The 13,840-nt window shown below is 42.6% G+C and carries 10 protein-coding genes; 5 read left to right on the top strand and 5 right to left on the bottom strand.

Annotated elements, in window-relative coordinates:
• The first annotated feature begins 207 nt into the window (after nucleotides 1–207).
• Nucleotides 208–801 (top strand): acyl carrier protein phosphodiesterase, encoded by a 594-nt coding sequence (locus C2M25_RS11840; protein WP_105181193.1) that lies wholly within the window; start codon nucleotides 208–210, stop codon nucleotides 799–801.
• Between the two features lie 320 nt (nucleotides 802–1,121).
• Here the strand turns inward: C2M25_RS11840 and C2M25_RS11835 are convergent, their stop codons facing one another.
• The 3 genes from C2M25_RS11835 to zigA form a co-directional block, all read right to left on the bottom strand.
• On the bottom strand, nucleotides 1,122–1,430 hold the full coding sequence (locus C2M25_RS11835; protein WP_105174744.1) for a hypothetical protein: 309 nt from the start codon (nucleotides 1,428–1,430) through the stop codon (nucleotides 1,122–1,124).
• A gap of 109 nt (nucleotides 1,431–1,539) precedes the next feature.
• Nucleotides 1,540–2,208, bottom strand: a complete 669-nt coding sequence (locus tag C2M25_RS11830) for a DUF1826 domain-containing protein (protein WP_105174743.1) — start codon at nucleotides 2,206–2,208, stop codon at nucleotides 1,540–1,542.
• Entirely contained in the window at nucleotides 2,208–3,404 is a 1,197-nt protein-coding gene (gene zigA / locus C2M25_RS11825; RefSeq protein WP_105174742.1) for a zinc metallochaperone GTPase ZigA, read from the bottom strand. Before zigA ends, C2M25_RS11830 begins: the two co-directional genes overlap by 1 nt.
• 172 nt (nucleotides 3,405–3,576) lie before the next feature.
• Between zigA and C2M25_RS11820 the strand changes: the two genes are divergently transcribed.
• Nucleotides 3,577–4,575 carry a Kelch repeat-containing protein gene (locus C2M25_RS11820; protein ID WP_105181192.1) on the top strand — a complete coding sequence of 333 codons (999 nt, stop codon included), beginning with the start codon at nucleotides 3,577–3,579 and terminating at the stop codon, nucleotides 4,573–4,575.
• 61 nt (nucleotides 4,576–4,636) lie between these two features.
• On the opposite strand, the gene C2M25_RS11815 is transcribed toward C2M25_RS11820, so the two are convergent.
• Both C2M25_RS11815 and C2M25_RS11810 read right to left on the bottom strand, forming a co-directional pair.
• A complete protein-coding gene (locus C2M25_RS11815) occupies nucleotides 4,637–7,435 on the bottom strand; it encodes a TonB-dependent receptor (protein ID WP_158679716.1) in 2,799 nt (932 codons plus the stop codon).
• Between the two features lie 314 nt (nucleotides 7,436–7,749).
• The gene (locus C2M25_RS11810) at nucleotides 7,750–8,535 is read right to left on the bottom strand and encodes an IclR family transcriptional regulator (RefSeq protein WP_063700483.1); all 786 of its coding nucleotides are present in this window, start codon (nucleotides 8,533–8,535) and stop codon (nucleotides 7,750–7,752) included.
• A 432-nt stretch (nucleotides 8,536–8,967) separates the two neighbouring features.
• On the opposite strand from C2M25_RS11810, the gene C2M25_RS11805 reads away from it, so the two are divergent.
• The 3 genes from C2M25_RS11805 to C2M25_RS11795 all read left to right on the top strand — a co-directional run bounded on the left by C2M25_RS11805 (nucleotide 8,968) and on the right by C2M25_RS11795 (nucleotide 13,664).
• A complete protein-coding gene (locus tag C2M25_RS11805; RefSeq protein ID WP_062565008.1) occupies nucleotides 8,968–10,110 on the top strand; it encodes a Gfo/Idh/MocA family protein in 1,143 nt (380 codons plus the stop codon).
• Nucleotides 10,111–10,129: 19 nt separating this feature from the next.
• Nucleotides 10,130–11,905, top strand: a complete 1,776-nt coding sequence (locus tag C2M25_RS11800; RefSeq protein WP_105181190.1) for a sodium:solute symporter family protein — start codon at nucleotides 10,130–10,132, stop codon at nucleotides 11,903–11,905.
• Nucleotides 11,906–12,167: 262 nt separating this feature from the next.
• Nucleotides 12,168–13,664: a hypothetical protein gene (locus C2M25_RS11795; protein ID WP_105181189.1), complete on the top strand. Its 1,497-nt coding sequence runs from the start codon at nucleotides 12,168–12,170 to the stop codon at nucleotides 13,662–13,664.
• Nucleotides 13,665–13,840 lie beyond the last annotated feature (176 nt).

The following is a 13,840-nucleotide window of genomic DNA, read 5'->3' as shown; positions in this document are numbered from 1 at the left end:
CACCTAGCACCTAGCACCTAGCACCTAGCACCTAGCACCTAGCACCTAGCACCTAGCACCTGTAATCATTCCTACGCGATATAAAATCGCCGCTACACTCTTGCTAACTTGCTAACTTGCTAACTTGCTAACTTGCACCTTGTGCCCCTAGACCCTTTCACCTGTATTCTTTTACAATGCATAAAATGACTTAATTTAGAGAATGCGTTGAATTACTTGGCTCACCTTTATTTAGCACAACCGACGGCTGATTCACATTTTGGTAATTTGCTGGGGGATTTTGGTGGGCGTCGATATTCAGCACAGTTACCCAATGCGGTTAAAAATGGCCTTGAAAATCATTATTTGGTTGATAGGTTTACCGACTCACATCCCCTAGTAAAAGAGGCTAAACAGTACTTTTCGCCAGCACGTAAACGCTTTGCAAGCGTCGCAATTGATGTAGCATTCGATCACTTTCTTATTCAGCATTGGCAGCGCTTTAATGACCAACCACTGGCTGATTTCAAACAGCACAGTTATGGTCTTTTAAATGCACGCCAAGCCATGATGCCTTCACGCATGCAGCAAGTTGTGACCAGTATGACCAACAATGATTGGTTTAAAGAATATGAAACCCTCGATGGGGTCGGCCTTGCCCTTGATAACATCGCCAAGCGTATTCGCTTTGCCAACAACTTTGCAGGGGCCGCTGACGATATTGCTCGTCACTACCAACAATTAGACGCGGTGTTTTTAGCGTTTTTCCCCGAGCTGGTTGAGCATGTGAAGCAAATGGGAGTGGAAAAACTAAAGCTTTAAGCCGGTAGGTTGGGTAGAACGGAGTGAAACCCAACAAGTTAGCGAGTTACAAGGGGAAAGAGTAAAGGGGAAAGGTACGAGTTCCGAGGGACGAGATACGAGATGTAGGAGGCGTTTTAACGCCGAACAAAAAAGTCGATTGGGTATGGAACCCCCTTACGAATCCAAAACCAACACTATGCTGTTAGCACCTAGCACCTAGCACCTAGCACCTAGCACCTAGCACCTAGCACCTAGCACCTAGCACCTGTAATCATTCCTACGCGATATAAAATCGCTGCTACACTCTTGCTAACTTGCTAACCCGCAACTTATCCCATTTAATCGTCTGGACCTTTTAGGGTAAATACTAAGTGCTTGCGCATGTCTTTTAAAATCACGCCTTTTTTTAGCATTGCGCCACTAAGGCGCTTTTGCCATTTTAATAGCTCTGGGGTCGCTGCATCGAGTGATTGTTGGTTTTCAAATTGAAAACACAAAAGCAATGAGCCTGGGAATAAGTGGTATTCCACATCAAACCAGCATTGCAACATACCTTCGAGCTCTGCGCGACCTTGCTCTTCAAGGGTGTCGGCAACATTTAATACAAGGGCTTGCTGTTTTAATTGTACTTTAGAAAGCTTTTTCATTTAAAAACCAAAATCGAGTCGAAAAGTCGATTATAACTAAGCTTTGATTGCAGCAACAACTTCCTTGTTGTTTAAAACCCTTGATTCCTGAACGGCTGCTTGCCATTCACTAAGCAATAAAGTCGAGGGTTACGAGTAGCCGTTTTTCGCCAGCAACAAGTGCTGGTGAGCGATGTACAAGGCCTTTGCCTTCGTTATTTTGCCAAGTTTCGCCTTTAAGCAGTGCTACGTCACCGACATTAAGAGAGTGGATTTTAGTATTTGCTGTCATTAACCCAGACTCTTCATCGCTTAATCCTTGATGCCCTGCGCCAAGTTTTGTGCGATCAAGTCCTGCATTTTGCAACCACTGTGAGCCACTACCACAATAGGTGCTGACTAACCGGCAAGGAACTCTGTCAACATGAAAACGTGGGCACATGGCACGTTCAAGTACTCTTAGGCGTAATCCGGTGCGCTTTAATTCAAATAAATAACAAAACATATCAACTAACTTTGCCAAATCAGCTTTTAGCTCCTGCGCTGATGGGAGTTTTTCGAGGGCTTTATCAATGTCAGTTCGAATAGAGCCTTCGTTGATCACCGCGTTAATACTGAGATCAGGATTGGCTGCAATACTCTCGGCTACCTCTGCTTGCAGCTGTTCAGCTAAGCTGCGCTGCCAAATTGCAATGTTATGCTCTGGTTTATAAATTTGCGAAAACACCACAGGGCTTAATGCCGTTGCTACTGTTGTTGGGAGGTTATCAGTATCATGTTCAAATGCGTAAGCTGTCATTATGCTTCCTCCCAAACAGGAAATGGATCGGGCAGGGTTTGCCAAAGCGCTTTGCCTGCTAATAGTTCATCGTCGCTGAGTAAGCAGTTATCGAGAGCTTGAATGATCGCTGCTTGATTGAGGTTTTGACCAATAAAAACCAGCTCTTGGCGCATATCACCGAAGGGTTCTTGCCATACTTGGTTAATTGAATCTAAGTAGTCGCTATCTGTTGGCCACTGATCTTTCGATAAGGCTTTCCAAAATATCCCGCCAAAACCATAGCGGGCTATGCCGCCAGCTTGATTCCATTGGCAGGCAAATTGTGGTCGAGAGGCTAACCAAAAATAGCCTTTGGAGCGAAGTAATTTGCCTTCGCGTTGATTGTTATGAATAAAGTTATAAAATTTTTCAGGGTGAAAAGGGCGACGGGCTTGGTAAGTAAAGCTGCTAATGCCGTATTCTTCGGTTTCTGGGATATGCTCGCCGCGCAGTTCTTTTAGCCATCCAGGTGCTTGCTGGGCTTTTTCAAAGTTAAACAGGCCCGTGCCCAAAATTGTTTTGATATCAACTTGGCCATTCTCAATAGCAATAAGCTCTGCAGAGGTATTTAATGAGCTTAAAATGGCTTTTAAACTCTCAAGTTCATCGGTGCTAATTAGGTCTGTTTTACTAATTAAAATGACATCGGCAAACTCAACTTGATCAATCAGTAAGTCGGCAACGCTTCGCTCATCTTCATCGCCTAAATGCTCGTTGGTTTCTTGTAAAAATTTGGCTTCGTTAAAGTCGTTTAAAAAGTTAACGGCATCAACGACCGTGACCATGGTATCAAGCCTTGCAACATCAGACAGTGACACGCCATCTTCATCAGCGAAGGTAAATGTTTCGGCAACCGGAAGAGGCTCTGAAATACCGGTTGATTCGATAACTAAATAATCAAATTGGCCTGTTTGCGCTAAAGCGCGTACTTCAATGAGTAAGTCTTCACGTAGTGTGCAGCAGATACAGCCATTGCTCATTTCTACTAGTTTTTCTTCGCCGCGGCTAAGCGAAACATCGTTTTTAACTGTTGCTGCATCGATGTTTATTTCGCTCATATCATTGACGATTACAGCCACTTTTTTGTCTTCACGATTATTTAAAATATGGCTGAGCACAGTGGTTTTACCTGCACCTAAAAAGCCAGAGAGCACGGTGACGGGAAGTTTGCTCATAGTAGTGACCCTTAATAAGATTAAACAAAATACGCTAAATGTTTTGTTATAATATATCAATTCAATGTCATTTAGGAATAGTAATCGTTGTTCGAGTAAGACTATTTGGCAGTGTACGAATAGGTACAGCTGGCTTAGTCTTTAGCTAATCAACTGCTTATTAAGGATTTATATGCGATTAACCAAACTGTTGCCGCTTTTTATGGCGTGTTTGCCTTATACGTTATCGGCAGAGGAGGTGCTAGCACCTGAGCTCCCTGAGGCTATTCAAGAAATTTACCCAGCAGTCATGAATCAACAGATTTGGGTTGCAGGGGGTATCTCTACCGAGCTGCCAGCATCAGCGGGTAAGATGACCGCAAAAGTCCATTTTTGGTCACCCGAGTATGCAAGTTGGCAATCAGCCCCGAGTTTGCCTGAAGGGCGTCATCACACGTATTTAATTGCTGTAGAAAACAGATTATTTGCCTTTGGTGGTTTTGTTAATAGCCAAGGCCAGTGGACCAATAGCCGTGATGTGTTAATGCTCAATGAAGGCGCTGACGCATGGCAAAAGGTGGCGAGTTTACCTTTTGCGTTGAGTGAAACGGTTGGCGCAGTGCTTAATGGTAAAGTGCATTTAGCTGGTGGCCGCAGCCCACACAGTGAAAAAAATGGGCAATGGCAGCATAGTTTAGATGTGAGTGCGCATTTAGTTTTTGATCCTAACAACTTCACATTTACAGAAGCCGCGCCATTACCTTCGGCTAGAAACAGTGCGGCAAGTGCACAAGTAAACGGCCGTTGGTTTGTGTTAGGTGGCAGAACCGTTGGCGGCGAGCCTATCACTGACATGCTCGAATACTTACCCGAAAAAGACATTTGGCAAGCACATGCAGCACTCCCTAAAGCACGAGCAGGGCATGCGGCGGCAGTTATTGATAATGCTATCACTGTGTTTGGTGGTGAACATAGCCAAGGAGTTGACCGTGAGGTTTTTAGTTATGATTTAACCAAGCAGCAATGGCGAAAAACTTTCGAATGGCAAACACCTCGTCACGGTTTAGGAGCCGTTACGTTAAAAGGCCAAATTTGGCTAGTGGGTGGTGCCACAAAGGTAGGACTTTCTGAAACGAGCCTTGAAGTGAATAATGCACAAGTGATGATAGATAAAATTTATGATGATGCCTAACAAAAAAAGCCTCCTTAAGGAGGCTTTGGGTTAGGCTCATCACCTACAACAACATAATTGCTTAGAAGGTTCCGCGAATACCTACGAAGTATTGGCGACCTGTAAAGTTGGTTGTCGCAATGATTGATTCGTCGTTATTAAAGTAACGGTCGAAACGCTCATTGGTTAAGTTGGTCACGTTAAAGGTCAATGAATAGTTGTCATTGATTTTGTAAGACGTACTTAAATCAAGCTGTTGGTAGTCGTTTACATGACGAGGACCAGCGAAGAAACCAAATGAAGGTTCTAGTAAGTATTTCTCACGGTAGTTGTAAGATAAACGTACTGACGCAGGGCCTTTTTCATAGTAACCAACTAAGTTATATACATTTTTAGATAAACCAGTGTAGCTGAATGTTTGACCTTCAAAGCCATCACCAAAGTCAGTGTCACTGTCTGTGTAAGTATAGTTTGCTAACATACCTAGGCCATCGAATGGTGCTGGTAAGAAGTCAAAAGTGGTTTGGAAGCTAAGCTCAGCACCATTAATTGTTGCCGATGCCGCATTACGTGGACGATCTACCGATGCCCAATCAATTCCGGCAATTGTTTCTGGTGAGCTTGAGTTAAACACAAAGCCATCAATGTCTTTTTGGAACAAAGCAACACTCGCTAAACCTGTATCGTTGAAATACCACTCAAGTGATAAGTCGAGTGAATCAGACTCAAATGGTTCTAGAGCTGGGTTACCCGCAGAGCCTGTGAGTGTGGTGGTGCTAAAAGTAAAACGCGGCGATAACTGCGAAAGCGTAGGGCGCGTTACTGTTTTGCTAGCCCCAAAGCGTAAGTACACTTCGTCAGTTAATTCAGCATTTAAGCTTAAGCTTGGTAACACATTGGTGTAGCTACTGCCTGTTGAGCTGGTTTCACCCACCACATCGAAATCACCGGCACTGCGGATAACGATTTCAACTGGCAATGCACCTGTTGCTTCAACGTCGGTTGTTACCGCACGTACACCCACATTACCTTTAACTGGAATATCGGCAACATCAAAGGCCATGTTCGCTTTTACGTACGCTGCTGCAATATCTTCTTCAACTTTAAACGAGCTGATACTATCGAATTGTCTTTCAACACCGTATTTATTGTGGAAATCAACCGGATCACCAATTACAAAGCTGCGGATAACATTAGCGTTTGGTGCTTCACCTAAAAAGTCATCAACCGGGAAATCAAGTAGGTTAATTGCTGAAGTAGGTAATACTGCTGGTACGCCATTTGAACCAGTAAAACTGTTGCCTACATAGGCTTTGATTTCTTTTGAGCGCTGAGTATAACGTACACCTGTTTCTAGACTTGTGATGTAGTCATTGTCTAAGAAATACTTAGCATCAACAGAAAACGACAGAGATGTATCTTTTACGTCACGTGCATTGGAGTTACCAAATGCCACTCGGAAGTTATCTGGGTCATTTAAGTCGGTGCCTGTAACATAAAGGTCAGGAATGCCGTTATCTGGGTTACGTGCATCATACACTACATCAGCAAACGCTTGTAACAGCACACTTTTAAGGTCGCGAGATTGCTCACCTTTAGAGTAACCAAGATCAAAGTCGAGGATCCAATCTTCATTCGGTGCCCAGTTTACATGAGTGCCCACGGCAAGTGTGTCTGATTCCATCTTCGTTAATTCAGATACGCTTCTAAACTGAGTTTGCGGTGCAACGGCATAAACCAGGTTATCGTTTTCTACCACAGCTTCGGTTACGAGGAATGGGAAAATACCGCCAACACCACGACCATTCGGGTCATTTAGGTCGGCTGCAACCCACAGGCTCGGGTCTTGTGGACCACGGAATTGGAAACGAGCAGGTAACTGTAATGCTGTTTCATCTACATCGAATGTTGCATATAAACCATCGAAGGTAATGTTAAGCTCATCGCTAGGTTGAAATTCAATTACAGCATTTAAACCAGTACGAGTGCGCTCATCACCATAGTATTGAGTCAGCGGTTCGATAGGGTAAAGAGAGTTAGGGTAATCGATACTGCCATCATTCGTACCACCTGGCACTGTGGCAAGATCAGGGCGAATTTCAACACCATCCCCCGTACCTGGGCCAAAGTTTACATTACCCCAAGAGAAGTATTCGTCTTCACGGGTTTGACGTTCTGAGTACGTGACACCAACCAGTACGCCAAGTTTTTCATCGTCTGATTTCCAGTTCACAATGCCTGAAAGACGTGGGTCGGTTGAATCTGGCAGCTCACTGTATACACCTTCGGCTGACCAAGCACCAGAAAAGCCAACTTCATCTGCATCCAGTGGTTTGCGGGTTTTAATGTCTGCATTACCACCAATACCGCCTTCAAGTTGATCTGCTGACACTGTTTTATAAACGTCTAACTGACCAATAAGCTCTGAGGGCAACACATCTAAAGAAAACTGACGGCCAATGCTACGGCCAGATGCTAAAGAGCGACCATTTAAAGTAACCTGAGTAAAATCAACAGGTAAGCCACGAATTTGTACATATTGCCCACCTAGTCGACCATCGGTACTACCATTGGTACCGCCATTTGGGCTACCGCGAGGACGGTCAATTGAAATACCTGGAACACGCTGCAAAGACTGCGCGACGTTTTCATCAGGGAATTTACCCATATCTTCAGCGGCAATTGAGTCGAGAATTTTGTCAGAGCCACGCTTGGTTGCGATAGCTTCTTTTAAACTTAGTCTCACACCGCTGACAGCGATTACTTCAATATCATCTTGTGCAACATCCTTAGCTGTACTGCTTTCCTCTGCCATTGCTGTGCTACCCATCAGGGATAAAGCAACAGATAAGGCTATTTGGCTTTTGGTGAATTTCATCATATTGACCCCCATCGCTCTTGGCGAATTATTCTCGTGAATGTTCAAATGTCCATTCAGTGATATATAAAGACTAAAAAACCGTCAACGCGCTTTGCAGTCTGCGTTATCTAGATTTCTTAGTTAAAATTTCGCCAAGAATGATGTTTTATAAATGAAACAAAATGGTTGCTATTGTGTTAATTGTTATTTTGGGAAAATTCCTAAAATAGTATTAATAAGCTAGGCATTCACCAAAAAAACTGCTGATGCCAAAAGGGTAAAAATAGGCATTTAAATTTGTACGATGGCGGGATCATTAGGAAAAAAAACATCCTTTAGGCCTCTTCGTCAAAGCCCATTTTCTGTGAAATAAGGTGTGAGGTTTCTTTTAACTTTTTTATCACATGTTCAAAATCTGCATTACGCGATTCGTCTCGGTACATAAGAATTGAGGTGAGCAGTACAGCGACAGCATTATGATAATAATCGAAAATAGGCACGCCAATATCATATACGCCAGCGAGAACTGGGCTTGGCATGGCTTCGTGACCTTGTTCTTTTACGCGTAGCCAAATATTTCGCAGTGCCATTAAATCGAGGGATAATTCGGGATGATTTTCTTGGTAGGCTTTGAGCATTCGTTCACGGTTATCGTACGATGCAAACGCTAATAGCACATGGCCTGCACAGTTATCGGTAAGGGGTCCTCTTCCTCCAACAGGTAGGGTTAAGCAGTTACTGTTAGTGTCGTAATCTTGATGCGATAAAATTAATCCACCACCATCTGAATACACCACTAAGTGACAAGATTGTTGAATGTCACTACACAGCTCTTGAATGATAGGGAAGGCAACATTATTCAGGTGGTGAACTGGTGCGTAGCGATGCGTAAGCCGATAAAGCTTAAGTGAGAGTCTATAAACACGTTCAGTTTGAAAAAACTCAAGGTAGTGGAGGTCATTTAGAACCGCCACCATACGAAAAATTTCAGCTTTTGATTTCCCTAATGAGTCAGAAATTTGTGTCAGATTTAACCCTTCCGGGGTTCTTGCGAGTAATTCTATTATCGCCATGCCTTTCTCAAGAGCGGGCGCTTTATATTTAGTTTCTTTCTCTGTCATTGGGTACTTCTAATTACTTATTCTTAGCTTAAAACCTTATACATAAGTGTAGTCTCAAAGAACACTTATGCACTGAAATATCACCTGAACTTGGTAATAAAGTAGTTTGTATATCCCAACTGTTTTGATTTGGTCAATAAACCGTTTCTGATTTTTATTTAAAAATTAAGTAGTTGAAGCCATTTCCAAATAATGATTTGCGTAAAATTTTTGTTACCAAAGTGAGTGAATATGCCGCCTCTCGGTAATTAAGGTTTTTTAACGTACAGCTAATTAGAGTTTGAACAAATTGAAGATTGTTTTGTATGTAAAACCCATGTTGAGCCGAATTTCATAAAAAAAATCCCCTTCACAAAGCGCAGACAAGTGATTGACTGTTTAAGCGCAAGGTAACTAACGTGAGTTATTAACGTGCCTTGTAGGAATAAAATTGTGAAAGTAGGAATTTGTGGTTTAGGTGACCGATTAAGTTATGTTGCCAAAGTGATGCATGAGCTTATTCCAAATTTTGATTTGGTAGCATATGCCGACCCTGAGTCTGTAAAAGTTGAGTACATGCAGTCGCATGGTATCTCGATGCGCGCTTATGACGAACTTGCAGATATGTTGCAAAATGAGCAGCTTGATATGTTGATGATTGGCTCTCCAAATCATATGCATTTAGAGCACCTACGACTCGGCATTGAAGCAGGGTTACTCATTTTTGCAGAGAAACCTATTGTAATGTCTGAGCAACAGACCTACGACGTACTCGAGCTTATCGCTAAACATAATGCCTTCGATAAAATTTTAGTGGGTATGGTGCTACGTTATGCGCCTTTATATAAAGATTTAGTCGCGGCTTTATCATCTAAATTACTGGGTGAAATCACCAGTATTGAGGCATCAGAGCATATTCCGCCAGAGCATGGTGCGTTTTTTATGCGAGACTGGCGCAGACATCAAGGGCTATCGGGCGGCTTCTTATTAGAAAAATGCTGTCACGACTTAGATCTTTATCAGGGCATTGTGAAAAGTCGCCCAGCTAAACTTGCCAGTTTTGGCGGTCGAAGAACCTTCACGCCTGAGAACAAGCACTTAGGCAAGCATCCTGTCTATCATCAGCGCAAGTCGCGCTGGAATGGCATAGATGAAGTGTTTGATAACGATTCTGAGCTGGTGGATCACCAAACTGCACTGATTCAATATGAAAATGGCATAAATCTGAGTTTTCATACTAACTTAAATGTACCGAACGATTACCGACACTTTAGTGTATTTGGCACACTCGGTATGGCTGAAGGTGACTTTGTGCGTAACTATTTCAAAGTGCATGACTGTATTACCTCAGGGGCATTGATTGATAAAACGTACTTACACGATGATTCAATTTCGATGCACTATGGCGCTGAAGAAGAAATGGCGGCAGATTGGATTGCCTTTTTTGAAAGGGGGACTCCTTTACCGGTATCCATTGTTGACGCTTTGCAAGCGGGGCTCACCGCCATCAAGTTAGATGAAGCTAGGCAAACAGGTTCGATTATCGATATGACAGAAACATGGAAAAAATTTGATAGCTACCTAAATAAAAATTAAAACACATTGGGGGATTCACATGGTCTTAATTGATTGGTTAATAGTTGCATTTTATGTAGTAGCAGCGGTTGTTATCGGAATGCTCTTTACAAAAAAGGCCAGTGAAAGTACGGCTGATTTTTTTGTCGCAGGGCGTTCTTTACCTTGGTATATCGCAGGCACATCCATGGTGGCCACCACCTTTTCATCTGATACACCCTTGTTTGTAGCAGGGGCAGTGCGAGAGCAAGGCATTTACGCAAACTGGATTTGGTGGGTAAGTGTAATTGGCGTGATTATTTCGGTGTTCTTCTTTGCTAATTTGTGGCGAAGATCAAAAGCACTCACCGAAATTGAGCTAATTTCACAGCGTTATGATAAGAGCTTAGCCACTGATTTTTTGCGAATTTTTAAAGCTATTTTTGATGGTGTATTTGTTAACTGTATTATCATTGCCTCGGTGACTCTCGCTATGTCGAAAATTATTGTGGTGATTTTAGGACTCTCCCCCGAACCCTTATTCGACATTCCTCTGTTTGGCGCCATCACAGCGACCACGCTTATTTTGATTGTGCTAGCTGTTGCAGCGGTCGTGTATACCGCGATGTCTGGTTTATATGGTGTTGTGTATACCGATTTAATTCAGTTTGCCTTAGCCATTGTCGGCTCTGTGGTATTAGCTGTTATCGTTTATGTCGACTTACAAGATCACGGTGGCATCGTTGCTGCGGTAGAGGCCTCTCCTGGGTTTAATAGCGATACATTAAAAATGATCCCCGATTTTGAATGGGATCTTAAAACTGCGACTTTTGTTATTTTAGTGTGTATCGGCTGGCTAAATTACGCGCCCGGGTTTGGTTTTTTCTTACAACGCACACTGGCTGCCCGTAGTGAAAAAGATGCCATGTTAAGCTTATATTGGTTTGCTTTTTGCCATTTAGTGTTAAGAAGCTGGCCTTGGATCATCGTGGGTGTTGCCTCACTGGTTTACTTTCCGTCGTTGGTAGATGCAGAGCAATCATACCCAATGATGATCGATGAGTTTTTACCTGTTGGCTTAAAAGGCATTATGGTTGCCTCTTTACTTGCTGCTTTTATGAGTACCCTTGATACTCAGCTGAACTGGGGCTCGTCTTATTTAGTCAATGATGTTTACGAGCCTTACTTAGTAAAAGGCCGCGAAAAAGCCCATTACATCAAGGCAGCTCGCGTCAGTATGTTAGTACTAACTCTTTTTGCGCTGATTGTAACGACCCAACTTGAGAGTATTCTCGGCGCTTATGAATATATTTCGGTAATCATCATTCCAATCTCTGTGGTACTTATTGCCCGCTGGTATTGGTGGCGAATAAATGTGTGGTCAGAAATTAGCGCGCTTATTACAGCTGTTATTGTCGGTAATGCGATGATGTACATACTACCCGATGAAGGCGAGGCTAAGTGGTTTGCAGTGCGTATGCTAGCAACCACGATAACAACCTTGGTTGTGTGCTTAGTTGTTACCTTAATAACCTCAAGTAAAACCCCAAGCCCGAAAACTATCGAATTTTATAGCCGTTTAAAAATTCATGGCCACGGCTGGAAAAAAGTCAGAGATTTAACCGGTATTGAACCGATTGCGGCGGGGATTAAAGATAACGCCATAGCCTGTGTTGCGAGCATTGCGTTTATTTATTCGCTACTGCTCGGTATTGGTAATGCCTTATTTGAAGATTGGCAAACCTTTGGCTATTACTTAATTGTGATTGTGGCCTCTGGTTGGGTTGTAAAGCGTAAAATGCCAAAAGTGATAGCCTCATTAAGGCAAGAAGTATAACAATTTAAACTCCTAGTTGTGTCGCAAGCCATACGTTGTTTTTAAACATGCATCGTATGGCTTTTTTATTAACAAGTTTTGATTGGTAAATAAGAAAATTCATATTGATAAGAATGTTTTATTTTTGAATTACCAATAGTTTTAAAGTGTTAGATATGAAACGAATGAGTGGTAGTTGCTTGTTGTTGTGTAATTTAATTGTTGCTCATTTGTAAATTTAATAAGCTCGTTACATTCTTCGTTTTCATGTGGTTTAGTTGTTATGAATAGTAAAATCCATAAAATCATATCGGGTGTTGCCTTAGCAAGTAGTATTAGTGTGGGTGCTGCCGAGTTACCTAAAGAAGTTAAATGGATGCAAGATGCCAAGTGGGGGATTAGTCATCACTATCTTGCTGGTGGCACGTTAGATAATGCATGGTATCAAATCACAGACTATAACGAGTGGAATAACTACGTTAATGGTTTTGATGTTAAACAATACGCGGATAAAGCAGCCAAACTTGGTTATCGGTATGTAATTTTTACCATTACCCAAAACCGCGGTTACCTGTCGACGACCAGTGATATTTACGATTTGCACTCACCGGCATGTCCAAGTAAACAGATTGCACCGGGTTGTATCACACAGGTTAATTCTAATCAGGCTGATTACACGCCAACCCGTGACCTTGTTCTGGATCTGGCGCTGGCGCTTAAAGCAAAAGGCATCAAGCTAATTGCATATCTACCTTCACACTTAGGTGATAGATGGACGGGCAAAAAAGTGAAAGCGCCATACCCAGACTGGTTTATCAATGGCTTTGTGAGTGAAAGAGCACAAACGTGGGGTGACAATATTGCCGGTTGGTGGTTTGACGGTTGGTATCAAGCCCAAGAGTCGGAGCAAGAACTTGCGGCTAATAATGCTTACCCTGTTGCAGATCAGCTTGCGAAATCAGTGCGTAGTGGTAACCCGAATGCTGTGATCACGATTAGTGATGGTTTTGAGTACAGCTTTATTCCAAACGATCCGCAAAGTAACTACACCCAAGGTGAGCATAATGAACTGCCGCCTATTCCAAAATCAGGTGAAGTAACCACGGCGATCGGTACAAAAGTACAGTGGCATGGCTTTACGTATACCTCACAAGAAGACCCATTATTTGGTGGCTGGGGACAAGTTAAACGCAGCTTAAAATACAGCAATAATGAAGTAGCAAACCGAGTAAAAGACATTGCAAGGGCTGGGGGGGTGACGACCTTAGACGTGGCCATTAATCCAAATGGCAGTTGGTTAGTTGACCGCTTAGTGCAAATTCAAACGGTAGGAAACACGGTAGGCACAACAAGTGATACCACCTATTCAGGCCTCGAGCTGATAAACGATAATGACCCTCGAATTAAATATAGCGAAAATGGCAACTGGGTGAGATCTGAGCAAACTAATACTGGCGAATACCAACAAGATTTGCACATGACAACCGTTAACGGTGCGTCGTTTAGTTATGACTTTAGTGGTTCGAGTATTGTCTTTGCGACCTCAAAAGATATTAACCATGGTGACGTTGAGGTTTTCTTAGATGGTAAATCACAAGGCATATACTCTATTTTTGATGGTAACAACTACCGTCAAGTTCAAAGTATTGTGTTTGAAAAACATGATTTAGCAGCTGGAGCGCATACCTTAACGGTTAAAAAAGTATCGGGAGATGTTATGCCTGTTGATGTAGTGCTCTCGAAAAAAGCAAAGAAAATATATAAAGCCAAATCGCTCTAGCGATATCTAAATCAAGGGTGGATGGGGATCCCCCTTTTTATTCAAGCAAGTTTGAGGTTTATCTGAGAAGCCTTAAGCTTGCTGCTCCATATTAAACCTATTCCACGTAATGGTATTCCTTAAATTTCGCCAATAAAGCTTGGGCATCTTATAGCTTGTCCTTACATTTCTTTTCA

Source organism: Pseudoalteromonas sp. T1lg21 (assembly GCF_002964625.1).
In the GTDB taxonomy this organism is placed as follows: domain Bacteria; phylum Pseudomonadota; class Gammaproteobacteria; order Enterobacterales; family Alteromonadaceae; genus Pseudoalteromonas; species Pseudoalteromonas gelatinilytica.
This window is presented reverse-complemented; position numbering and strand designations above follow the sequence as displayed.